A 22561-nucleotide genomic window follows, 5' to 3' on the forward strand; every position below is an offset into this window, starting at 1 on the left:
CGCCACCGACCGATCACCGGGCGCTCCAACCTCCGTCCATCGTGTAGGACGCGCCGGTGACCATGCCCGCCTCCGGCCCGGCCAGCCAGGCGGTGAGCGCGCCGACCTCCTCCGGCTCCACCAGCCGCTTGATCGCGCTCTCGGTGAGCAGAATGCGTTCCAGCACTTCGCTTTCCGCGATGCCGTGGGTGCGGGCCTGGTCGGCGATCTGCTTGTCGACCAGGGGGGTGCGCACATAGCCGGGGTTGACGCAGTTGCTCGTCACACCGTGCCTGCCGCCCTCCAACGCGGTGACCTTGGAGATGCCCTCCAGCGCGTGCTTGGCGGCGACGTAGGCGACCTTGTACTCCGAGGCGCGCAGCCCGTGCACCGAGGAGATATTGACGATCCGGCCGAACCCGTTGGCATACATGTGCGGGAGCGCGGCCCGGATCAGCAGGAACGGTGCCTCGGCCATCAGCCTCATCAGGGTGCGGAACCGCTCGGGCGCGAATTCGGGGATGGGGTCGATGCTCTGGATACCGGCATTGTTCACCAGGATCTCGACCTCGAGCGTCAGCGCTTCGAGTTCGCCCACCGCCAGCAGATCGACGCCCCACGCGCTGCCGCCGAGCTCCTCGGCCAGCGCCTTCGCGCCGACCTCATCGATATCGGCGACGGTGACGTGGGCCCCGCGGGCGGCGAGCGCCCGGGCGCAGGCCGCGCCGATCCCGCTCGCCCCGCCGGTCACCAGGGCGCGGCGCCCTTCGAGCGTGTTCACCGCGCCGCCCTTCGAGTGCATGGGCTCGCAGCGGATGTGCTGGTTCTCGCGCGTCCGGGCGCGGTGCCGGGACGGTCGTCCCGGCCGACCGGCCCACGCTGGATGCCGATCATTTCGCCGTCACCGGGGCCGGAGTGGGTGCGGGTGCGGTGGCCCGTGCGGCCTCGCCCGCCAGGTACTTCGCATCGGCCGAGTCGATCTCGGCCAGATCCAGCCCACTCGTCTCGCGGGCGACGATCACCGCGACGGCGGTGAGCGCGCAGGCTCCGGCCAGGTACCAGGCGATGGGCACCGAGGAGTCGAAGGTGTCCAGCAGCCGCACCGCGATGATCGGGGCCAGCGAGCCCGCGACGATCGAGGTCACCTGATAGCCGAGCGAGACACCGGAGTACCGCATCCGGGTCGGGAACATCTCGGCCATGATCGCCGGCTGCGCGGCGTACATCAGCGCGTGGAACAGCAGGCCGATGATGATGGCGGCCAGGATGACCGCGTTGTGGCCGCTGTCCATCATCGGGAAGGCGAAGAAGCCCCAGGTGCCCGCGGTGATCGCGCCGAGCAGGTACACCGGGCGCCGGCCGAACCGGTCGCTGAGCCTGCCGACCATCGGGATCGCGAAGAAGTGGATCGCGTGCGCGATCAGCAGCCACCACAGGATGGTGTCGGTATCGACGTCGACCTGCACCTTCAGGTACGTGATGGTGAACGTGACGACCAGGTAGTACATGATGTTCTCGCCGAAGCGCAGGCCCATCGCGGTGAAAACCCCACGCGGGTAACGCTTCAGCACCTCGACCACGCTGAACGAGGTGGCACGGGCCTTCTCGGCCTCCTGCTGCGCGGCCACGAAGATCGGCGCGTCGGTGACCTTGGTGCGCACGTAGTAGCCGATCAGCACCACCACCGCCGACAGCCAGAACGCGACCCGCCAACCCCAGCTCAGGAATGCCGCGTCCGACAGCGTGGAGGTCAACGCCAGCAACACCACCGTGGCCAGCAGATTGCCCGCGGGCACACCGGCCTGCGGCCAGCTCGCCCAGAATCCGCGGCTGCGGTTGGGGCTGTGCTCGGCCACCAGCAGCACCGCGCCGCCCCATTCACCGCCGACGGCGAATCCCTGGATGAACCGCAGGATCACCAGCAGCGTCGGCGCCCAATAGCCGACCTGGCCGAAAGTGGGCAAACAGCCCATCAGGAACGTCGCCGCACCCACCAGCAGCAGGCTGAACTGGAGCAGCTTCTTGCGGCCGTACTTGTCGCCGAAGTGACCGAAGACGACGCCGCCGAGCGGGCGGGCCGCGAAGCCCACCGCGTAGGTGACGAACGCGGCCAGGATCGCATCCAGATCGCTGGTGGTCTCGGCGAAGAACACCTTGCTGAACACCAGCGTCGCGGCGGTGCCGTACAGGAAGAACTCGTACCACTCGACCACCGTGCCCGCCATCGACGCGGCGACCACTCTCCGCAGGCCGGTCGGTACTCCTTTGTCATCGGTCTTCGCCGCGTCGTGCACGCTCATCGTCGAAACTCCCTCATCATCGCGACCACATCACTGATCGAATGTGATGGCCGCCACAGGCCATGACGATGAGTATCAGCGCACACCGATGTCGGCGGCAATGACCAGATGCGCAGGGCGTATCTGCAAAAATGCAGAAATGAACGCGTCCGCTCCGGGTCCGGCTCGTCGTCCCAGCGCCGATGATCTGCTGGTCCTGCTGGCCGTCGGACGGTCGGGACGCTACGTCACCGCGGCGAACGAGCTCGGTATCAACCACACCACCATCGCCCGCCGGATCGCCGCGCTGGAACAGGCCCTCGGCGGGCGGGTGCTCACCCGAGCCGCGGGCGGCTGGGAGCTCACCGAACTCGGCCGCACCGCGCTGGTCGCGGCGGAGACCATCGAGACGGCCGTCAAGTTCATGGCGGGCCCGCGGGGGCAGCGCGAGCTGGAGGGGGTGGTGCGGATGTCGGCGACCGACGGTTTCAGCGCCTATCTCGCCGCGCCCGCCGCCGCGCGGGTGCGGCGAGAGCATCCGCGGGTGGCGGTCGAGATCGTGGCGACGACTCGGCGCGCGTCCCAGCAGCGGTCCGGGTTGGATATCGAGGTGGTGGTGGGCAAACCACAGGTGCAGCGCGCCAAGGCGATTCGACTCGGCGACTATTGTCTCGGCCTCTACGGCTCCCGCGATTACCTGGCCGAGCACGGAACGCCTGCGTCCATCGCCGATCTGGCCGGACATCCGCTGGTCTACTTCATCGACTCCATGCTCCAGGTGGACGATCTGGATCTGGCCTCCAGCTTCGTCCCTACCCTGCCCGACTCGGTGACCTCCACCAATGTCTTCGTCCACGTCGAAGCCACCCGCGCCGCCGCGGGCCTCGGCCTGCTGCCCTGTTTCATGGCCGACCGCCACGCCGATCTGGTCCGCGTCCTGCCCGAAGCCGTCGCCATCCGGCTGTCCTACTGGCTGGTGTCGCGTCCCGAAACCCTGCGCCGCCCGGAGGTGTCGGCGGTCGTCGACGCTCTGGTGCAGTTGGTCGCCGAACAGCAGCCTGCGCTACTCGGCAGGCACTGAGGGTTCGTGCGGTCCGGCGCCACGCCCGTTCACCGGCGCCGGACCGTTGACGGCAGATGCCCCTTCCGGTACCACTCGACCACCGATCGCGAGGCGTGGGCGATATCGGTGCCGGGGACGACGACCGTGTACCACGTGCCGAGGCCGTGCAGCCCGTTGATCGAACATTCGTAGCCGATGCGATGTGCCAGGCCGCGCACCCAGCGGATCGCTTCCGCCCGCTCCGCCGGCGACGTTCGACCGGCGTCGCAGACGATGAGCAGGCGGCGTGCGGCGATGCTCAGCGCTGAATTGGTTGCCATATCCCGCATCTGGCGTTCGATCGAGCGGATTCGCCGGGCGCGGTCGAGCCGCCGGATGACCGTCGCGCTGCCCGTCCGGTCGCCGAACGAGAACTCGATCAGCGAGCGATCCACGAGGACGATGATCGCCGCGGTTCCGGGTTCGGCGGCCGTCGGTGGGCTCGTCTTCCCGGTCGCTGGGTGGTGGTTTCGATCTCGATCGTCCACCCGGTGGGCCTCGGGCAAGGGCACCGAAATATTAGGTGCGCCACCGTAGCTCGCGGGTATGCCGTTGCGGCGGAGCTCTGCGACCACCGCCTCGAGTAGGCGCGTCGGCCGGCCGATCACGGCCGGTGATCGTCCGGCTGCCGAGAGTGTCGACGGCGTACAGCGTTGCGGCCGCGCGCGTATCGCGCTGCCGCTACGGTTCCCCTTCGTCACGATCACGACTGCCGTTCCCGTCTGCTCGTACGTGCTGCGTCCTCGCGTCGAACATGTCCTTGATGCGGGCCTTGATCTCCGCGGTGCTGAAACTCGACCCGCGATGTGTTCTTCGCTCCGCGATTCCGGATGAAGTCATGAGTACTCCTCAGGTAAAACGACCGGCCTTTTAACGGCAACCGCCGCGCTTTTTTTGCACGGCGGTACATCCTGCTGTGAATCCCGTATTCGACCGGGAAAAAATAGTCGCCAACTAGTCGGTGTGAATTTTCTGGGTGCTGTGGATCGAAACGCCGCCTGCCCGGTTCCGTGTGGCTCGGCGCGAGCGAAAACCCGATCAGCCCTTGCGCTTACGGACGATCACCGACTCATTCGCCGCCTGCTCGCGCTTCGCGGCCCGGCGCTCCTTGATCGTGCTGGCCGGCTTCTTCATGGTCTTGCCGCGAGATTTGTCACCCATTGTCGCTCCTGCTTTCGAAGTTCCAACTGGCTTCGACCATACGTCAGAAAAAAATAAAAGCCAGTCCGTTCGCGGCGGGTGCGAAAACTGCTGATGGGCGTGATGACCACCTGGCCCTTCGGCGCCGACCGACCGGAGCGGGCGTGACATGCGTTCGTTGTGCGCGGGCATCGGACGATCGCGGCTCTAGGCTGGGCGGATGGCTTCGTTGACGGATCCGAAGGTGCGTGAGTTTCTCGGTCACGGCACTCGCACGGCCAAGGTGGCGTTCACGGCGGGGGACGGGCGGCCGGTGGTGGTTCCGGTGTGGTTCATCGTCGAGGGCGAAGAGCTGGTGTTCAACACCGGCAAGACCTCGGCCAAGGGCAGAGCGCTGGCCCGCGACAACCGCATCGCGCTGTGCGTGGATCTCGAGCAGGAGCCGTATGCGTTCGTGCAGGTCCAGGGCACGGCAACACTGTCGGAGGACCTCGACGAGTTGGTCCGCACCGCCACCGCGATCGGCGCCCGCTACATGGGTGCTGACCGGGCCGAGGAGTTCGGCAAACGCAACGGCGTGCCAGGGGAGCTGGTGGTGCGGGTGCGGCCGCACAAGGTCATCGCGGCCTTCGATATGACCGGCTGAATAGACTCACCCGCATGACCGTGCACTTCATCGGCGCCGGCCCGGGCGCCGCGGACCTGCTGACCGTCCGCGCGGTCGAACTGCTGCGCAGCTCCCCGGTCTGCCTGTACGCGGGCACCTACCTCGACCCGGAGGTGCTCGCGCACTGCGCGCCCGGCACCGAGCTGATCGACACCCAGCACCTGGATATCGACCAGATCATCGCCCACCTGGTGCGCGCCCACGAATCCGGCCGCGACGTCGCCCGCCTCTGCTCGGGCGACCCGTCGATCTATTCCGCCCTCACCGAACAGACCCGCCGCCTCGACGCGCACAACATCCCCTGGGACGTCACGCCCGGCGTCCCCGCCTACGCCGCCGCGGCTGCCATCCTCGGCACCGAACTCACCGTCCCCGAGGTGGTGCAATCGGTAGTCCTCACCCGCACCCAGGCCCGCTCCACGGCCATGCCCGAATCCGAGGCCCTGGCCGAATTCGCCCGCACCGGAGCCACTCTCGTCCTGCACCTGGCCATCACGCGCATCCGCACCCTGGCCGCCGAACTCGCCGAGTTCCACGGCCCCGATTGCCCCGCGGCGGTCGTCTACCGGGCCAGCCAGCCCGAGGAACTGGTCTTGCGCGGCACGCTCGCCGATATCGCAGACCAGGTAGACGCCGCGGAATTGCGCCAGGCCGCCGTCATCCTCGTCGGCCGAGCCCTGCAATCTGGAATCTCCTGTGTGGGGTCCCATTTGTACGACCCGGGCCGGGACCGTGACCTCGGCGGTGCCGGATCGTTCGGCGGTTAGCGTCGCGATCCAGCTGGCACGCAGCCGTCATCGAGTGCGTTGTCGCCTCGAATCCGGCGTGATGCGCCCGGCCGCAACCAATGTGACGAACGCGGCGCGCTTACGAGCACAATCGTGCTCGCGGTGATGCTGCATCGCGCGATGCGCGTCCTCGAGCGAGAGCGGCGCCAACGGCAACCCGCAGGTCCACGCCGTCGGATCGAAGCCCGGCACCGTCGGCCGCGTCGCACGCGCCCGCCGAGGTGCCGGCGGTTCCGGCCGGTCGGCCGGCCACACGCACCCCACGATCAACACTGCCGCACCGCACCCCGCGAGCGCCGACACAACCCCCGTCAACACATGCCAAGAATCCACCCCGCTCACCCCCGCTCCACAAGCCGCACCAGCCCATCACGAACCGCCACCAACATCGCGACCTCCCTTGCCAACTCCTCGTCCGACATCTGACGAGGGGGACATGGGACCGGCCGCTGCGGCGCGCAGCCCGCCTGACGTCGTCGAATCGCTGTGTCCATGGGTGCCTTTCGGGTCGGGTACTCGGCGCCGGGGGCTTTCGCCACCGGGCGGCGGCCTTGCCGGTCGGTGTGCCGAGTGGATCGGCATCGGCCCGGCGCCGGGTGCGGGATCAGCTTCGCGGGCGGGCGGGGGTGCGGCGACGCCGAAAACTGCGCAGCAGTGATGTGCAGAATCTGCCGTTGACATCCCTGACGTGCGGTTTCGGGGCTAGAGTTCGCTGACCGCACATCGCAGGGGGCAATGGATGGACGACGAAAAGCTCACCAACGCATGGGAAATGCCCGCGTTCCGCACGCTCCTCGCCGCGGGCAGGCCCGGCCGGGCGCTGGCCCTGGTGCGCCAACAGATGGGCCTGTCCCAAGCCGACTTCGGGGCACTACTGCACTGGGATCGCACGCACACCGGCCGAGTGGAGCGCGGCGAAGTCGGCACCATCTTCGACGTGCGCGAACTGTGCCGCGCCGCCGACGCACTGGGCATCCCACGCACGGCCCTCGTCCCACTCTTGCTCGGAACCGAAGGTCCGGGGACCATCGGAAGCGGGGACGAAGGAGCCGAGGACGTGAACCGCAGACAGTTCGGCCTGGCAACGACGGTCGCCATCACCGGCGCCGCCGCCGATACCTCTGGCCCGGTGAAGGTCGGCACCCCGCACATCACCTACCTCCACGACCTGACCCGCCGACTGTGGGAGCACGACAACCGCTTCGGCGGGGGAGGGATCGCGCGCTACGCGCTGGAGCAGTACCGGTTGGCGCGGAGGTTGCTCGATTACGGGGAGTACGGGCCGCGCATCGGTGCCGAATTGATCGCCGCCACCGGCTGGCTTTCGAGCTGCGTCGGCTGGCTCACCTACGACGCGAACGAGCGTGCTGTGTCCCGCCGCTGCTACACCGACGCTGTCATGCTGGCCGAGCACAGCGGCGACGACGACCTGATGGCCGGTGCGCTGGGCGGGCTCAGCATCACCTTGACGGACCGTCCGACAAAGAGCCGCGAATCGATCCGCGTGACGCAGCGAACCAGTGAGCTGGCCAGGCACGTTCCCTCGGCGCGTCTCAACGCGCTACGAACCGCCCGTTTGGCTACCGCCTACGCGGCGGTCGGTGAGCACCGGGAGTTCGAACGTGCAACGAATTCGGTATGGCGCGAAGTCGATCGCGGTCTCGATGACGCCAACGATCCCGTATGGCTGAGGTTCGTCACCGAGCCCGAGCTGCGCGTCCTAGCAGCCAAAGGCCACCAGATGCTCGGCCAACACCACCGCGCCGCCATCCTCTTCCACGAAAGCCTCACCCGCCCCGGCAACCTCCCCCGGGACGAAGCCTCCTACCGCACCTACTACGCCGCCTCCCTGGCCGGCCTCGGCGACCTCACCGAAGCCATCACCGCAGCCAACTCCGCCTTGGACCTCCTCGACGGCCCCGTCCGATCCCCCCGCCTACTCGCCGACCTCCGCCCCGTCCGAGCCGCCGCCCACCACGCATCCTCCGACACAGCCGCCCGCTTCCGCCGCCGATACGACCGGTTGGTCAGCGCTCGGTAATCAGCACAGAGTCGAGTTCTCGCGAGGGCAGCTGTGTCAGCGGCCATGAGATTCTCCCCATGGGCGGCCACTTAGGGCCCCGCTGGTGGCCATCGAATTCCCCAGGGATGGCCAGATATCTCCCCAGGTGATTTGTCCTGGTTGTCGCGCGGGCAGGCTCGTGCGGCGTGAAGAGCAGTAGGGAGATCATGGAGATCTTGGAGGCATACGACCTCACGGGTTCGTTCCGTGCTGCAGCGGCGCTGGCCGGCTGCGATCATCACACGGTCGCCCGGTATGTCGCGTTGCGGGCGGCGGGCGAGTCCCCGGTCGCGCGGGAGCATCGGGCTCGCCCGATCGACGAATATCTACCGAAGATCGAAGAACTCGTGGTCCGGTCCAACGGCCGGATCCGTGCTGATGTGGTGCATCAGCGGATCACCGCGATGGGGTTCACCGGGGGTGAACGCACCACCCGCCGGGTGGTGGCGCAGGTGAAACAGCAGCTGCGGGAAGGTCAACGGCGCGTGTTCCGGCCATGGATCACCGAGCCTGGGTTGTGGTTGCAGTGGGACTGGGGTACCGGGCCGGTGATCGACGGGCGTCGGACCCAGTTGTGGTGCGCGTGGTTGGCGTGGTCACGGTTTCGGGTGGTGATCCCGGTAATGGACAAAACGCTGCCGACGGTGGTGTCGTGTCTGGACGCAACACTGCGGCGGATCGGTGGGGTTCCGACTTATGCGTTGACCGATAACGAGAAGACGGTGTCGGTGACCCATATCGCCGGGGTTGCGGTCCGGCACCCGGAGATCGTCGAGGTCGGCCGCCATTACGGGCTGACGATCCGGACCTGTGTTCCCGCGGACCCGCAGACCAAGGGCGGTTCGGAAGCGACCGTGCGCATCGCCAAGGCGGATCTGGTCCCGACCGAGACGAACCTGCTCGGCGAGTATCGGACCTTCGGTGGGTTGGAGGCGGCTTGCCGGGATTTCTGCGCCGAGGTCAACGATCGCGAGCATCGAGAGACCCGCCGCCGCCCGGTCGAGGCGCTGGCCGAGGAACGAAATCGGTTGCATCCGTTGCCCAAGACCGCGTTCACCGTCGCGTTCGGCACGACCAGGAGGGTGAACTGGGATTCGACGGTTTCGGTTGAGGGAGTGCGGTATTCGGTTCCGCATCAGCTGGTCGATACTCGTGTCTGGGTCCGGTTCCACGGTGACGAGCTGATCGTGACCACCGTCGGTGACTCGGGCCCGGTCGAAGTCGCCCGACATCAGCGGGCGACGCCGGGAAACCCGTCGATCGACCCCGAGCACTATCCACCCCGGCCCGATCCGCATGCCGATCGAAAACCGAAGCCGGGCAATGCCGAAGAAGCGGTCTTCCTCGCTCTCGGGGACGGGGCCTCGGCCTGGCTGACCGAAGCCGCCGCGGCCGGGACCCGCCGGATCCGGGCAAAGATGGCCGAAGCAGTCACGCTCGCGAAACTGCACCCGCCTGCCGAGGTCGACCGGGCACTCGGAATCGCTGCGATCGCAGGACGTTTCGCCGAGAACGACCTGATCCGGATCCTGACCCACAACCTCGGCCGCGACCACGCCGAGCCGACCCGAGCAGGCGAGGATCACAGCCTGCAACCGGGCACTTCGGCCTGGTCTCGCTTCGGCATGCCCACCACCGACCCCGGAAGGGACCACTGACATTGTCTGCCCCGCTGCGCGTTGCCGCCCCAACCGGCGACCCTCTCGCCGAGGCCATCGCACTGACCAAACGCCTGAAACTGCCCTACCTGCGCCGCGCCCTCACCGATCTGGTCCCGACCGCGAAAGCTCAACGCTGGGACCCCGCCGAAGTCGTTCGCGTCCTGCTCGCCGAAGAAGCCGCCGGTCGCGACGCCACGAACCTGCGGACCCGCCGCAAACGCGCCGGGTTCCCCGCCGGGAAAACCTTCGGCGACTGGGACGAGGCCGCGTCCTCGATCCCACGGCCGACCCAGGACGCGCTGAAAACCCTGGAATGGGTGCGCAACAAGGAAAACCTGTCCATCTGCGGCCCGTCGGGCACCGGGAAGAGCCACTTCTGCGAAGCCCTCGGCCAGGCCGCGGTCGAGGCCGGGCTCACCGTCGCCTGGTTCACCATCGAAGACCTCGGCGCCCTCATGCGCCGACACCGCGTCGATGACTCGGTCTCCCGCGCGATCACCCGACTGATCCGCACCGACCTGATCATCGTCGACGACATCGGCCTGCTGCCGGTCTCACCCGACGCCGCCGAAGGCTTCTACCGGCTCGTCGACGCCGCCTACGAACGACGAGCCCTGGCCGTCTCCTCGAACCTGCACCCCTCCGGGTTCGACGAGATCATGCCGAAAACCCTGGCCACCGCCACGGTCGACCGGCTCCTGCACCACGCCCACGTCGTCGTCACCGACGGCGACAGCTACCGCCTCGCCCAAGCCACCAACGGCGAGGGGGTGAAGCCGCTGCGCTAAACCTGCTGGGGAGCAAACTGGCCGCCGTTGGGGAACCCCAACTGGCCACCAGCGGGGAAATCAACTGGCCGCCTACGGGGAGGTCCAATTGGCCATTGACACAGCTGCACCCGGGCAGGTCCGAACTGGTCCTGTCAGATGTCTCGTAAAGCTTTCCGATACCGCCGCCTGACGGTCCATCCCTACCCGGACTGCTGGTGAAGGACTACACCTGTAGAGGCTTGTGTAGCGTCCTCCTGGCGCCGGGTCCGGTTCACCGGCAGGATGGGGTACGTGCCCGAAAGTTCCGCTGATGCAGTCGATATGGCTGTCGATAACGACTACGACGGCTTCGCCGAGGGCTATACCGCCGAAACCGAAGACAACCTCATCAACGGCTACTACGCGCGGCCCGCGATCGTGGACCTGGCCGGCGACGTGACCGGCCGCCAGGTTCTCGATGCCGGCTGCGGCTCCGGACCGATATTCGCGGCGCTGCGCGACCGAGGCGCCATCGTGACCGGCTTCGACTCCAGCACGAAGATGGTGGAGCTTGCCCGCCAGCGACTCGGCGCCGACGCTGCTGTCCGAGTCGCCGATATCCGGAATCCGCTGCCGTACCCGGATGCCGCGTTCGACGACGTCATCGCCTCCCTGGTGCTGCACTACCTGGAGAACTGGACCGCCCCGCTGGCCGAATTCCGCCGCGTGCTGAAACCCGGCGGCCGGCTCATCATCTCCGTCAACCACCCATTCATCTTCAAACTCGCCTACCGCGACGCCGACTACTTCGCCACCGTCGAGCACTCCGAGGAATACAGCTTCAACGGTCAAAGGGCCGTGCTCACCTACTGGCACCGCCCCCTGCACGCCATGACCGACGCCTTCACCGCCGCCGGCTTCCGCACCACCACCATCAGCGAACCCCCACCCGCACCGGGCGCCCACCAACGTTTCCCCGACGCCCTGCCGAAAACCACCTCCGGAGCGTTCCTGAGCTTCCTGTTCTTCGTCCTGGAGGCCGTGTAGCGGTCGGATGATGTGCGCGCCCAGGGCCTCGATGAGACGACCGCTCGTGAGCCGTCCTCGGCCGTCCTTCGTCGAGCACCACATGTGGACCGGACAATCGACGCCAGCCGTGGCGTATCGCAGCAGACTCGATGTTCGTCGATACGCACGGCAGAGTCGGGGGACAGGCGACACCGGCGGTGGTGACTCAGCTCCTACGTCTGCCCTCGACGCTGAGAGGAGCGTTGCGTGGGTCTTGTCTTGTCGGTCCGTTCGCGCGACAACGGGATCACATTGCGGTCAGCCGGTCGCGATGTGTCGCACACAGGTCCCAGACGGTGTTTCGGGTCCTTTCGTCCAAGGCGGCGTCGGGCCATCGGGTCGGGGCGGCCTTGCTGTTGAAGTAGGTGCCGCTGGTTTCTCGAACCTCGGGACTGGACGCGAGATAAACACTGGACCGCGTGGCCGCGAGCAGCGCCCGGTGCCCATAGACGACCGGCATCGCCAGTCGCAACAGCGGCACGATCGGGCGGGCCAGTAGTGGGTACGTGCCGATGGTGAGGCTCTTGTTCATCGAGGTGTAGGCGTGACCGGGGTAAGCCACGTTCAGCGTCACCGGCCTCCCTTCGAGCTCCTGGGCGAAGCGGTAGCTCATCGCCATCTGTGCCAGCTTGGTCTGGTTGTAGAAGGAGAGGCCGACGTAGGACTTCTCGCCCTGGAGGTTGTCCAGGTCGATACCGCCTTTCGGGATGCCGCCGGTGATGTTTATGACCCGACCGGCGCCCGAGGCTATGAGCGCCGGCATCAGCCAGTGCGTCAGACAGAACGGTGCGACGACGTTGACCGCAAATGCGGTTTCGAGGCCGTCCTCGGTCACCTCTCGGTGCGACCTCGTCGCTCCCGCATTGTTGATCAGCACGTCGACGCTGCTGTTCCGGCTGCCGACCTCGTCGGCGAGGCGCTTCACTTCGCCGAGCCGTGACATGTCCGCTGTGATCGCCTCGACGCTGTTGTTGCCGCTGGAGCCGCGGAGTTCCGCTGCCGCGGCGTCGGCACGGTCTCTGTCGCGCCCGACCAGGATGACGCTCGCGCCGAGCCCTGCCAGCCGTCGCGCGGTCTCCTTCCCGATCCCTCCAGTGCTTCCGGTTATCAGCACAGTCTTGCCTTCCACGTCACCACTCCACTTCCTCGAACGTGTCACTTGGTGACAGTATAGTCGCTAAGTGTCGAGAAGTAGTCTGAGTGTATGGGCGAAGGACTTCGGGAACGGACGAGACGGGCTGTGCGGGCGGAGATCGCCGAGATAGCCATCGACCTGTTCGCCCGACAGGGCTTCGAGAACACGACCGTCGATCAGATCGCGCGAGCAGCCGGCATGACCAAGCGCAGCTTCTTCCGGTACTTCCCCACCAAGGAAGACGTGGTCTTCGACGGCATCGACCTCACTGGCGAGGACGTGGTCGCCGACATCTCCGCCCGACCCGCGGACGAAGACCCCTGGGATTCCCTCCATCACGTATTCCGTGCCCGGCTGGACGATATCCAGGCCAGCGAGCAGGTCCTCGTCACCCTGCAACTCATCGAGGCCACGCCTGCACTGGTCGGAAGACTCCACCAGCGACGAGCGGAATGGCGACAGCGAGTCAGCGACGCGCTCAAGGACCGACGAGGCTCAGCGGTCGACGCATACACAGCCGACTTACTCACCAACGCCGCAACGGCCGTACTCGATGCAGTGTCCAGCCACTGGGTGCGATCAGGCGGGAAGTCGGACCGCCGAATGCTTCTCGACCAAGGATTCGATCAAGTCCAGGTGGCCCCCGACACGCCTCAGCGCTGACGGTCGATACCCTGCCGTCGGTGACAATCGTCTTGCCCCGCAGCAACTAGGAATCGGGTGCGCTGATAGGCCGGCCACTGGGAATCGTGATCGGCAGCCGGGCCGCTCGGCATCTGTTCCTGCTAGAACTCGAAGGTCCCGGTCGGCGGCCACGTCCCGTTCTGGCGGCTGCGGGCCTGCGCCCATCCCGTCGCTTGTCGGCAGGTGACGTGGGTCGCGCGGGTGTCCGTGTGATACCGGAGGCTGTGTTTGTTGATCGTGAGTAGGCGTTGCACTGGAGGTTCCGCCGGCGGCACCGTCAATGATTCGGCCTGGACTCGATATTCGATCTCCGCCGCGGTCTCCCTTGTCCGCTCGATGTGCACCCTCCACGTCGCCGGATACACCTGGTAGCCCTGCACCGGCCGGCCCGTCCGGATCGCTTCGTCGTACATTTCCCCGATCGTTTGGGGCGCCAGACTCGAGTGAGCCGTGATAACCCCGGTCTGCCGGTTGACGACGTAATTCCCCAGACCCACACCCTGGCCGCTCGCCATCTCCTCTGGTGTAAGGACTTCCTGCGCTACCCAGCCGTGTTCGGTCGGAAGAACCCAGAACGTGCGATTTGTTCGGAGAGCGCCCGCCAGGTATTCCCGCACCTGCTCCGGCGTTTCGAACCGCCCCACCATGTTCCGTCCCCCTCCTGCTCGTCTCAGTGAAACCTATTGTGCACGAGACCTTTCGCGCCCGACTATCGCTGGGCTCGGGAACGTCGATATATGTCGGCGACTTCCCTGTGCGGGAGATTCGGCCAGAGCGACAGACGACCGGTTCGTCTGTCGATAACCCCTACTCCACCGCCGGCTCGTCGTGGCCTCGGGCGACGTGGTGTCGATTCGCTGGTAGGTGTTTCCTCGATCGCCGGTACCAGCGGATAGACCACGAACCCCTCGTCGAACTCGTACACTCCGCCACGACCTGGCTTGCCGGAGGTGGCGCGGCCCATCCACTCGTCGGCGATGGCTTGGGCTTGATAGATGTCGACCGGTCCGGCGCCGGGCCGCGGTGCAGGCTCCGTGCTTCGGGGGAGGAGCGGGATAGCGACCCCCTCCACCCTCGGGACCGCGCCACTTTCGCGTTGCCGGTAGATCTCCAGCGCAGCGTTCTCGGCCGTCACCGGTGTTGCTTCTGGATCCTCGGCGGGATCTGGTATTTTCACGGCTTCCCAGGTGCCGGCCGGGCCGAAGGATTCGGTGCGGCCGCCAGGGAGCTGACGCAGGATGCCGGTCCTCCCGGAGGCGTTGCGCCGGGCGAAATACGAGACCAGCTCGGAACCTGCAGATACGAACCCGGTCAAAGGGTGGTCCTATAGCTGAACGACGGCGGTTGCCCGGCATCCTGTCTCGCGAACTCGTCCTCCCACATCTTGAAGGTGCGTTTGTAGAGGGTGGTGATAAGTGCGAGCTCGTCGGGGGTCAGTTTGCGTTGCTCTTCGTGCCTGCGATCAAAGGTTGCCTCTATTGTTTCGTACAAGGCGAAGATCGGCCCTTCGCCGCGGAGGTAGTGCATGCGAAGCTGCTCGGTAGCGCGAATGAATTCGCTCTCGGAACCGATATTTGAAATGTCACTTTCTGTTCGGGCGCCGAGAATGGCTTCGACTATCTCGATCGATGCTTCCTCGAACCGGCCGGTCCGATTGTTGAGGATGATGCCGACATCGCGCCCATCAGGAGTCTTTTCGAGTCTGACCGAGCGGGCGAAATACCTGAAGAAGCGCGGTTTCATGGTCCAATCCAGGGTGCGGGCGGTTATGACTCTCCCGACCTCGGTGCCAGGCCGGGAGCATCGATCTGGTAGGGATTACAGGCCGTCGAGCGGGCAGGTCGAGGGAAATGTCGGGACCTACGGTCCACCGATCTCGCCGGCCGCAGCCTCGCTCACGAGTATCCGTCCCGATTCCGGCCAGAACCCATGCTGGTTCAGCCTCTCGACCAGCCATGATGTCACGGCTGTGGCGGTCGTCTCCGTCGGTTGATATCCCAGGGCGCGTTTCTCGATGATCAGACGGAACTCGTGCGGCGGCCGACGGCGCGGTAGTTCGGTGACGAGATATTCGATGCGGTCAGCATTCTCCGTGATCCGCTGGAGGCTTACTCGCATCAACGGCGGGTGGACCTGACCGCCCGCGGGTGATCGCCCCGTCCGCATTGCTTCGGCGTAGTCTTCGGTGATCTTCGGACCGGGCCAGCTCGGATACTGATGCACCACGCCCGTCTCGGTGTTGACGACGAGGCTGGTCATTCCGATCGTTTGGCTGAACGTGATGTGCGGCCCCGGTTGCGGGCTGCACAGCCAGCCATGCTCGATCGGGCCGATGCGGTAATCCCGATCGGGGCCGAAGATTTGTTCCAGGTAGTGCTGGACCTGCTCGATTGATCGAAATGGCGGCGGCATCAGACGACTCCTGGACTGCATGCGAATTGTGGTACGAGCCAACCGGGTTGAGTGTGACGGCGGCTCAGCTCCGATTGAGTATGTCGGTGACCAGCATTCGCCCGCCGAGCAGGCGGAGGGCGGCGAGGCGGGAGTTGGCGCGGCCCAGGTTCTGGGTTCGGCAACCGCGTTCGTAGTAGAACACATCCCACCAGCCGTCCTCGGCTTCGATCATGCACCAGGCTTGTTCGCGCAATCGGCCCTCGGACACCAGCGAACTCGGAGTTTCGACGTTGGAGAACTGGGCCAGCTGGCTGGTCGGGTCCTGGGGAAAGAGCCCAGCTCCGGTCATTGTGCGATCTCCTCGATGAATTTCGAGCCCACCAGGTCGACGACGGGCATGAGGGTGAAGTATTGGGTGCCGCCGCCGGGCTGGCCGAACCATGGTGCGACCGGGCCCGCCCACACCGCCGTCTCGCTGATCACTCGCCAGCGGCGATAACCCGAATGCGCGTAGTCGATCGGGAGCGAGCGTTCGACGAAGGGCGTTCCCATGTCGTACATCAGACGGGTGTACGTCGAGCCGAACGAGTCCAGAATGCGGCCCGGTTGGAGCCGGATCGGTGCCCGGCCCGTCGGGTCGGCGAATCCGTCCGGGTGTTGTTTCGGATCCGGCCAGATCAATCGACGGACGCCCATCGGCAGTGTGCGATCCTCCGGCACGACGAACCGTTGAACCCAATCATCTTCGGTGAACTCGCCGAAAACGCCGCCCGCATCATCGTCCAGCAAAGCCTGCACGGCTGGATGCGAAATCGGCGCACCGCCAAGCGCACCCGCGGTCCCTCTGCCAGGAGCCAGCGGCTGCGACCCGTCGAGTCCGCCGCCGATCATGCCGAGCATGCCCCAGCACGCGGCATCCTGCCGGGTGTACACGCACCGATCGTGCCGGCCGCCGCGTTCGTACCAGAAGACCTCGAACGTGCCGTCGTCCTCCCCGGGCACCAGGCAATAATGATCGTCGGCCAACCGGCCGATCGAGTAAATAGATTCGGGTACGCGCAGCCCGCGCAATATCATCCCGAGCTCGTTGTAATCCACGTCCTGCCCTCTCCTCAGCCTGCCGACTCAGCCCAGCAGCTTCTCGAACTCGCGTTCCGCAGCCCGCAGCGCATCCCGATCGAGAACCCCAGGAGCGAAGTTCCGTTCCCGCACATGGGCAATGAACTCGGCAGGCACCTCCACCCCGTACTGCCGCACAAAATACCCCCAATACGAAGGCCACGCCCACGTCCCATCGGTCGAATAACCGATCGACACTACCCGTTTCTTGCTCGGGTCCAAGGGATCATCGATCGACGCGGTAACCCAGAGAGCGCTGGATTCATCCAGGTACGCAGCCAGGGGTGCGCGAAGATCCTCGTCCAGCACACCGACCCGCTCCCGCAGGGGTACCTGCTCGAGCGGCGACTCATCGTCGGCGTCATCGAGTTGTGCGACGACTTCATCGAAATCGGGCAGTATGTACATCGCTCAGGTCTCCTTGTCGGATCGTGCCAAGTCTTCCGTATGCGCATCCGCCGTCGTCGAGCGGATACTATTCACCACTGCGGAACTCGATTATCGTTTCTGGCCATTTGTGCCGGCGAATTGCTAGATCAAGCGCGTCGGGAAAGTTGTCGCCCAGCAGCCGAATGCCACCGGACCAATCTTGTAGTACAGATCCGTTCTCCGCGATGAGTAACGCGCTTTCCCCTCCACAGTCGGCCAGCGGCGAAAGCATCTGGCCCAACCGGGATTCGATCCCTTCGTATCGCTCGCGCATGCCATCGCCGACCTCCATGGGGTCGAACTGGATCCGGGTGCCGGCGTACAGCGCTCCCTCTATGCGCTGTGGCGGGATTACGAGACCTCCGAAGCTCGTGATGACATCTATCGAATATTCCGAGAAGAAGAATCCCTGATCCCTCAACTCATCGAGCCACGGCTGTGCGTTGAATTTTCGCTCAGGTGTCCATCCCGCCGCGGTCACGACTTCGGATGTTGTGCGGGTTGGCCATGCAAAGTCTGTCATTTCTACCACCTGATCTCGAGTAGTCCCAGAAGGTAAGAGTCTCCCAGGCATGGCTGTCGCCATTTCCCATGGTTCGACGAGTTTCGGCCTCTGATCTGGGCGGCGGAGCTCAGTCCGTCGCCTTCGTTCATACGAGTCGGTCGATGTGGAAATTTTCGGACCAGGAGGCAGGTAAGGGTTTTCCTCGACGTAACCTCAGGCTGGCTCGGGCGCGGTAATCGACGATGCTCGGGCGTATCGATTCGAACCATTCCGTCACAGTGTTCCAACGCTTTATCGCGGATTCCTGTTCAACAATGCACCAAACAGGTGGATCGGCAACGGCCAGGTCGCCGCCGTCAATAACCTGGTATTCGTAAGCTTGATGTTCGGCGATGACGAGCAGGCCGTTGGAATCGACGAAGGGATCAGATAACTGGGATAGTGTGGCGAGCGCGTGCCGCTTCGTTTGTGCGGTTATCGAATGTACTCCGAGCGAGGTACCCGGCTGCCAGTATCCGCGGCGCACGCCGATCAGGCGCATTGCCTCCCGAAGAGCCTCCGGCACTCGAGATGCACCCTGGTCGGCTGCCCATGCGTCTATCTCGGCATCTGAAGCGCCAGTGACCGACTCGGGTTTCCAGCCTTCCGCCACGGTTCTGTCGAAGATGTGTCGGATTGCGTTGGCGGATGCCTGTCCCTCGATGCTCATCAGTACAGTCTGAAGCCATTTCCACGGAGCGTCATTCAAGGCCTGCGATGGGGTCGGTCGGCCTTGAAGCATCATTATTGTCGGTTGAAATATTCTGCGTCGAAGTACTCGAAGTACTCTATTTCGGATCCAACGAGAGTGTTTCTGTCGATCTCATTCAAAGTGCTGACGAACTTGGCGTCGAAATAGGGCGAGTCGCCCAGTTCCATGAGGGCGTGAAGTTCACTCTCCCGTAGACGTTTATCGGTTTCTTCGACGGCCAGCGTTGCGAGCGTGCTCGAGACACTATTCATTTCGTGGGTATCGAAAGCGTAGACTAGATCGGCCACTATGCCACAAGCGCGATCTCTCGAATCCGGATCTTCGGACGTCAGGTTTCGAAGGATCTCGAGTAATTTCTTGTTGCCAATAGCCATGCTCGTCGGCGCGGTGTGTGTCAGCTGTGCATGTCGAAGTCGGCCCAGAAGAGGTCTTCTTCGGAGGCGGCTCGTCGTGTGGTGAACGCTACAGGGAGGTTCAGCCTTTGCAAGCTCCGTAGCGTAGTCGGAGCAATCGGGATCTGATGAATTCCCGACACGTGTCCTACTACGATCAGTTCGATGGTATGCCCCTCCTCGCGAAGAGACTCGAGTCGGTCGCGAATGGCAAGGGTGGAACTGCATAACGATTCCAGCTGCGCATCGGTGCTTTCCGTGCGTGTGTCAGCGGAGATCGACCATAGCCCTGCACCGTTCTTGAATGGTCGTGATTTGTCTGGTGCGAGTGCGATTGTTGGCTCCAGCTCCAGTCGACCGGAGATCTCTTCTGGGTCGAGATCTTCTCTGGAGACTACGAGAAATGAAGTCGTGGACGTCCACTCTTCAGTCATATCCGAGCTTGACCTTCCGAAATTAGCGCTCGTTGGCATTGGGGACGAGGACGATAGGAATCGATATATCCGCAAGACGCGCGATCTCGTTCTCAGAGAGACGCAGCGTAGAGCCATCCTGGACATGTCCGTAGATCGAAATTTGTGCAGACACGCCGAAATTGACCAGCTGCTCGATCTTGGAGAGATGGTCATGGATGGTCGACATTGCCCTTTCGACAGGATTGTCGTGAGGGCCGTGGCTGTGGAAGTCGATTGCCCAGATACCGTCGGCGGACATGACTGCGGTGCCCGGCTGCGCGGATCGGGTCGGCGTCAGGTCGAGCAGGTCAGAGACGCTGTCCGGATCGAGATCGGTGTGCGACAACGTGAGTGAGACCTCGATCGAATTCCACTGTTGCTCCGAATAATTGAACAACTCGCTACTCGCGTCCTGAGTGTGGCCCACGTTCCGATCATATCTCATACGAGTCTCCATTCTCGACATGCCGCCCAATGGGTATTGCCCATACCTGGCTGCAAAAGGTCGGCAAGTGTGGCCGCCTCACTGACAGTGGAGGAGTTCTCCATAATGCTGAGTCTGTCGGGCGTTCTCAGAGTGTAGTTGGGAATCGTGTCTCCGGGGCCGAATGTCTCGACGTAATACCCAGTCGGATATACCCCGGCCTCGACCGCGAGTCCATTCAGTCCTGGCAGCAATTCACCGTCGGCGACATAGAACGAGATATATGTGCCCTCGGGGACAACGGTGGTTCCGGCATCCCTCATCAAAACACCATGGCCGGCGAACACGGTCTCACCATCCCCGCGCCCTCCAGCCAGGACTCGCTGAGCGTAGTAGTGGCCATCTGAAGACGAGTAGTTGGACATGTCGACCGGCGTCATGCCGTGCGCCCGTAATGCGTCCATGATTTCCTGCGAGGGAGGCAGTGGGTCATCAGGGCCGCGGGCCGGTTCGTCTGTTCCGATGAGCTGGTCGACGTTATAGGGAGGTGGTTCCGGAGTGTTCTGGTGGTCAGGTGTCAGTACTCTGTCGTGCCCGCCTCCGGCCAGGTCCCGTCCTGGTTCTTGCGCCAGTCCAGCCATGAGGTCGCTACTGCCGACGTGGTCCCGGTCGGCTGGTATTCCAGCGTCTGCTTGTTGATCAGGAGTTGGAAGGTGTTCGGTGGCTTCCGCTCGGCGAGTTCCGTCAGCTGGTACTCGATCAGGTCCACCGTCTCGTTGGTGCGGCGAAGATCGATGCGAATCTGAGGTGGGTAGACCTGGCGTGCGGTCGGTGGTTGTCCGGTGTGCATCGCTCGGGTGTAGTCGTCGACGATCTTCGGTCCCGGCCAGCTCGGGTACCGGTGTACCACTCCGGTCTCGGCGTTGACTACCAGGCTGGTCATCCCGATGGTCTGGCTGAACGTCATGTCCGGTCCCGGTTGAGGGCTGCACAGCCAGCCGTGCTCGAACGCCCCGATGCGATAATTCTGGCTCGCGCCGAAGATCTGCTCCAGGTACTGCTGGACCTGTTCCTTGGTTCTGTACGGCGCTGGCATGGTAGTTGACTCCTTGATCGGCAGGGACTGGTGTGAACCACACATTGAGTGATGTGTTTGCCATGTAGGTAGGTGGATGGTCGGACATTTCTCCGGTCTGCGGATCCCACCACACCGGGCCGGTCGCGCCGTGAGGGTAGACGATTACGGTGGCGTGCGTGCCTCCGGAGCGGGGAGTTCCGTCGGCGTTGTACTCGTATTGCTGCGTTTCGGGGTTCCACTCGTGCCATTCGTTGACGACCAGCGCTGCCGATCCAGGACCCAGCTGAGTAACCCAGGAATGCATCGCTGCGAACTGGTCAGGGACAGACCTTTCACCGTTGTGATAGCTGAGAAGGCCTCCCCCGAGCCAGCGTTCGGCTCGGCTCAGTCCGCTGCGTTCTCCGGAGCGGTCGTCGACGGTGCCGGATTCGGTTAGATCTGGCCATCGTGGTGCGGAGACTTGCGGGTTACCGAAGAACGACGACAGCGCCGACAACGAGCAGTCGAGGCAGTTGTTGCCGCGGCCGGCTACGGTCGGGCCACCGTCGTTTATGAGCTGGCCGTAGGGATGTGTCCGGGGGTCGGCGCCGATCTGGAACCCGTTTCCTTGGCGGAGCGAATCCTGGACGGCAGTTTGGTATTCGACGTGCTCTACCGGTTGAAGCTGGGTACTGCCGAATCTTCTGAGGTCGGATGGATTGCCGAGCCGTGTCGGCGTATTACTCGCCGCTATGTCATCGCTGATTTGGCGCAGATCGTCCTGAGTGAGCACCGGGTTGCCGTGTGTCGGCAGCACGGGGAGGCCGAGTTGGTGACGAATCTGGTTGGTAGCGATATCGGTGTTGCTGTGGGGTGGTATGGCGCTCAGGTTCTCGCGGTTGTTGTCCACAGTCAGTTGGAGATGGGCGTCTGCCGGGTCGGTGGTGTATACGACGTCGACCAGGAGGGCGTCACCGCTGAGTAGACGTTGCTCGGTGTTGAAAGTGCGGTCGACAGAACGCTCCACTGATTCCATGAACTGCCGGACGTCTTGCGGTGGGACGTTTCGCGCAGCGTTGATGTTGACTCGAACGGATATAACCGAAAGTTGTTCGCCAGAGGGAAGTTGGTATCGTCGGACGTCATATCCCGACCGCTGCCGAGAGTCGCGGTTGCGGGAGGTCGAAACGGGCGTTGTTCGGCCATCGATTGGTGGGCGATTGCGATAGAACTCGCGGGCCGCGCGTGCTTGTGCGGTAGGTGTTTGCCGCGCCTGGCGGACTAGCGGCGGCGTGTTCTGATGAGGATGCGGGCGCGGCGAATGGGGGTGGGTACCCGGGGGTTGCCGGTGCGGCCTGGGGCGGCTGGGCGGTTCTGGCGTGACTGTTCGGGGATGTGAGCGGCGCCCGGGGAGGCCGTGGATTGGGGTGTAGTGGTCGGCCGCGATGGGATGCTCGACGGTTTGTTGCCGTGGGATTGGGTTGCCGCAGAGGTTGTATCGGTCGTACCAGACTGCGACGGAATTCGCCGGGCCACGTCGTGGGAGGGCGATCCGTTGTGGGGTGTAGTTCCGGATTGCGGGTGTGTCGTGCGGGTGGGATCGGTCTGGCCAGAGAGCGAGGGTGTGGACGGGGATTGGCTGTCTTGGGTTGGGATCGAGGGAGATTCGCTGCTGATGCGGTTGGGAGGAGGGGTGGATTCGGGGGCGCGGGCGTCCGGGA

26 protein-coding genes and 1 pseudogene are annotated in these 22561 nt (G+C 64.7%); 9 read left to right on the forward strand and 18 right to left on the reverse strand.

The window, feature by feature from the left end:
- Nucleotides 1-13: 13 nt before the first annotated feature.
- Both GV790_RS21195 and GV790_RS21200 read right to left on the reverse strand, forming a co-directional pair.
- The gene (locus GV790_RS21195; RefSeq protein WP_163815254.1) at nucleotides 14-781 is read right to left on the reverse strand and encodes a 3-hydroxybutyrate dehydrogenase; all 768 of its coding nucleotides are present in this window, start codon (nucleotides 779-781) and stop codon (nucleotides 14-16) included.
- Nucleotides 782-869: 88 nt separating this feature from the next.
- Nucleotides 870-2279, reverse strand: coding sequence for an MFS transporter (locus tag GV790_RS21200; protein ID WP_163815256.1), 1410 nt, complete (start codon nucleotides 2277-2279; stop codon nucleotides 870-872).
- Nucleotides 2280-2418: 139 nt separating this feature from the next.
- Between GV790_RS21200 and GV790_RS21205 the strand changes: the two genes are divergently transcribed.
- Nucleotides 2419-3339, forward strand: a complete 921-nt coding sequence (locus GV790_RS21205) for a LysR family transcriptional regulator (protein WP_163815258.1) — start codon at nucleotides 2419-2421, stop codon at nucleotides 3337-3339.
- 29 nt (nucleotides 3340-3368) lie between these two features.
- On the opposite strand, the gene GV790_RS21210 is transcribed toward GV790_RS21205, so the two are convergent.
- Both GV790_RS21210 and GV790_RS31275 read right to left on the reverse strand, forming a co-directional pair.
- Complete coding sequence (locus GV790_RS21210) at nucleotides 3369-3755, reverse strand: hypothetical protein (protein WP_163815260.1); 387 nt, start codon at nucleotides 3753-3755, stop codon at nucleotides 3369-3371.
- Nucleotides 3756-4398: 643 nt separating this feature from the next.
- Nucleotides 4399-4521, reverse strand: a complete 123-nt coding sequence (locus GV790_RS31275) for a hypothetical protein (protein WP_256673438.1) — start codon at nucleotides 4519-4521, stop codon at nucleotides 4399-4401.
- Between the two features lie 199 nt (nucleotides 4522-4720).
- Here GV790_RS31275 and GV790_RS21215 point away from each other — a divergent pair, with 199 nt between their 5' ends.
- From GV790_RS21215 to GV790_RS21240, 6 genes are all read left to right on the forward strand, one after another.
- Nucleotides 4721-5146 (forward strand): PPOX class F420-dependent oxidoreductase, encoded by a 426-nt coding sequence (locus GV790_RS21215; RefSeq protein WP_163815261.1) that lies wholly within the window; start codon nucleotides 4721-4723, stop codon nucleotides 5144-5146.
- Nucleotides 5147-5160: 14 nt separating this feature from the next.
- On the forward strand, nucleotides 5161-5934 hold the full coding sequence (gene cobM, locus GV790_RS21220) for a precorrin-4 C(11)-methyltransferase (RefSeq protein WP_163815263.1): 774 nt from the start codon (nucleotides 5161-5163) through the stop codon (nucleotides 5932-5934).
- A 760-nt stretch (nucleotides 5935-6694) separates the two neighbouring features.
- Nucleotides 6695-7996: a helix-turn-helix domain-containing protein gene (locus tag GV790_RS31670; protein WP_163815265.1), complete on the forward strand. Its 1302-nt coding sequence runs from the start codon at nucleotides 6695-6697 to the stop codon at nucleotides 7994-7996.
- A 167-nt stretch (nucleotides 7997-8163) separates the two neighbouring features.
- Complete coding sequence (gene istA / locus GV790_RS21230; RefSeq protein WP_163815267.1) at nucleotides 8164-9675, forward strand: IS21 family transposase; 1512 nt, start codon at nucleotides 8164-8166, stop codon at nucleotides 9673-9675.
- Between the two features lie 14 nt (nucleotides 9676-9689).
- Nucleotides 9690-10466 (forward strand): IS21-like element helper ATPase IstB, encoded by a 777-nt coding sequence (istB, locus tag GV790_RS21235; protein ID WP_425343128.1) that lies wholly within the window; start codon nucleotides 9690-9692, stop codon nucleotides 10464-10466.
- Nucleotides 10467-10769: 303 nt separating this feature from the next.
- Nucleotides 10770-11474 (forward strand): class I SAM-dependent methyltransferase, encoded by a 705-nt coding sequence (locus GV790_RS21240; protein WP_256673439.1) that lies wholly within the window; start codon nucleotides 10770-10772, stop codon nucleotides 11472-11474.
- Between the two features lie 268 nt (nucleotides 11475-11742).
- Here the strand turns inward: GV790_RS21240 and GV790_RS21245 are convergent, their stop codons facing one another.
- Nucleotides 11743-12624: an SDR family NAD(P)-dependent oxidoreductase gene (locus GV790_RS21245; RefSeq protein WP_163815273.1), complete on the reverse strand. Its 882-nt coding sequence runs from the start codon at nucleotides 12622-12624 to the stop codon at nucleotides 11743-11745.
- A 111-nt stretch (nucleotides 12625-12735) separates the two neighbouring features.
- Here GV790_RS21245 and GV790_RS21250 point away from each other — a divergent pair, with 111 nt between their 5' ends.
- On the forward strand, nucleotides 12736-13293 hold the full coding sequence (locus tag GV790_RS21250; RefSeq protein WP_163815310.1) for a TetR family transcriptional regulator: 558 nt from the start codon (nucleotides 12736-12738) through the stop codon (nucleotides 13291-13293).
- Nucleotides 13294-13415: 122 nt separating this feature from the next.
- On the opposite strand, the gene GV790_RS21255 is transcribed toward GV790_RS21250, so the two are convergent.
- The 13 genes and pseudogenes from GV790_RS21255 to GV790_RS31900 form a co-directional block, all read right to left on the reverse strand.
- Nucleotides 13416-13961 carry a hypothetical protein gene (locus GV790_RS21255; RefSeq protein WP_163815275.1) on the reverse strand — a complete coding sequence of 182 codons (546 nt, stop codon included), beginning with the start codon at nucleotides 13959-13961 and terminating at the stop codon, nucleotides 13416-13418.
- Between the two features lie 664 nt (nucleotides 13962-14625).
- Nucleotides 14626-15057, reverse strand: a complete 432-nt coding sequence (locus GV790_RS21260; protein ID WP_163815277.1) for a hypothetical protein — start codon at nucleotides 15055-15057, stop codon at nucleotides 14626-14628.
- A gap of 117 nt (nucleotides 15058-15174) precedes the next feature.
- A complete protein-coding gene (locus tag GV790_RS21265) occupies nucleotides 15175-15726 on the reverse strand; it encodes a hypothetical protein (RefSeq protein WP_163815279.1) in 552 nt (183 codons plus the stop codon).
- A gap of 64 nt (nucleotides 15727-15790) precedes the next feature.
- Nucleotides 15791-16057, reverse strand: a complete 267-nt coding sequence (locus GV790_RS21270; protein WP_163815281.1) for a hypothetical protein — start codon at nucleotides 16055-16057, stop codon at nucleotides 15791-15793.
- A complete protein-coding gene (locus tag GV790_RS21275) occupies nucleotides 16054-16806 on the reverse strand; it encodes a TNT domain-containing protein (RefSeq protein ID WP_163815283.1) in 753 nt (250 codons plus the stop codon). Before GV790_RS21275 ends, GV790_RS21270 begins: the two co-directional genes overlap by 4 nt.
- A gap of 27 nt (nucleotides 16807-16833) precedes the next feature.
- On the reverse strand, nucleotides 16834-17235 hold the full coding sequence (locus GV790_RS21280; RefSeq protein ID WP_163815285.1) for a hypothetical protein: 402 nt from the start codon (nucleotides 17233-17235) through the stop codon (nucleotides 16834-16836).
- Between the two features lie 67 nt (nucleotides 17236-17302).
- Complete coding sequence (locus GV790_RS21285; protein WP_163815287.1) at nucleotides 17303-17779, reverse strand: SUKH-3 domain-containing protein; 477 nt, start codon at nucleotides 17777-17779, stop codon at nucleotides 17303-17305.
- A 127-nt stretch (nucleotides 17780-17906) separates the two neighbouring features.
- A complete protein-coding gene (locus tag GV790_RS21290) occupies nucleotides 17907-18470 on the reverse strand; it encodes an SMI1/KNR4 family protein (protein ID WP_163815289.1) in 564 nt (187 codons plus the stop codon).
- A gap of 436 nt (nucleotides 18471-18906) precedes the next feature.
- Nucleotides 18907-19338, reverse strand: coding sequence for a DUF4279 domain-containing protein (locus GV790_RS21295; protein WP_163815292.1), 432 nt, complete (start codon nucleotides 19336-19338; stop codon nucleotides 18907-18909).
- Nucleotides 19339-19360: 22 nt separating this feature from the next.
- Complete coding sequence (locus GV790_RS21300; RefSeq protein ID WP_163815294.1) at nucleotides 19361-19786, reverse strand: DUF4279 domain-containing protein; 426 nt, start codon at nucleotides 19784-19786, stop codon at nucleotides 19361-19363.
- A 14-nt stretch (nucleotides 19787-19800) separates the two neighbouring features.
- Nucleotides 19801-20247, reverse strand: a complete 447-nt coding sequence (locus GV790_RS31285) for a putative adhesin (protein WP_256673440.1) — start codon at nucleotides 20245-20247, stop codon at nucleotides 19801-19803.
- Nucleotides 20248-20360: 113 nt separating this feature from the next.
- On the reverse strand, nucleotides 20361-20879 hold the full coding sequence (locus GV790_RS31290; RefSeq protein WP_256673441.1) for a hypothetical protein: 519 nt from the start codon (nucleotides 20877-20879) through the stop codon (nucleotides 20361-20363).
- 151 nt (nucleotides 20880-21030) lie between these two features.
- Nucleotides 21031-21357, reverse strand: a pseudogene (locus GV790_RS31900) (toxin glutamine deamidase domain-containing protein); the annotation flags it as partial.
- Here GV790_RS31900 and GV790_RS31295 point away from each other — a divergent pair.
- A complete protein-coding gene (locus tag GV790_RS31295; RefSeq protein ID WP_256673442.1) occupies nucleotides 21322-21825 on the forward strand; it encodes a hypothetical protein in 504 nt (167 codons plus the stop codon). The pseudogene GV790_RS31900 and the gene GV790_RS31295 sit on opposite strands and share 36 nt — an antisense overlap.
- Nucleotides 21826-22561 lie beyond the last annotated feature (736 nt).

This window comes from Nocardia cyriacigeorgica, from assembly GCF_010858045.1.
GTDB lineage: Bacteria > Actinomycetota > Actinomycetes > Mycobacteriales > Mycobacteriaceae > Nocardia > Nocardia cyriacigeorgica_E.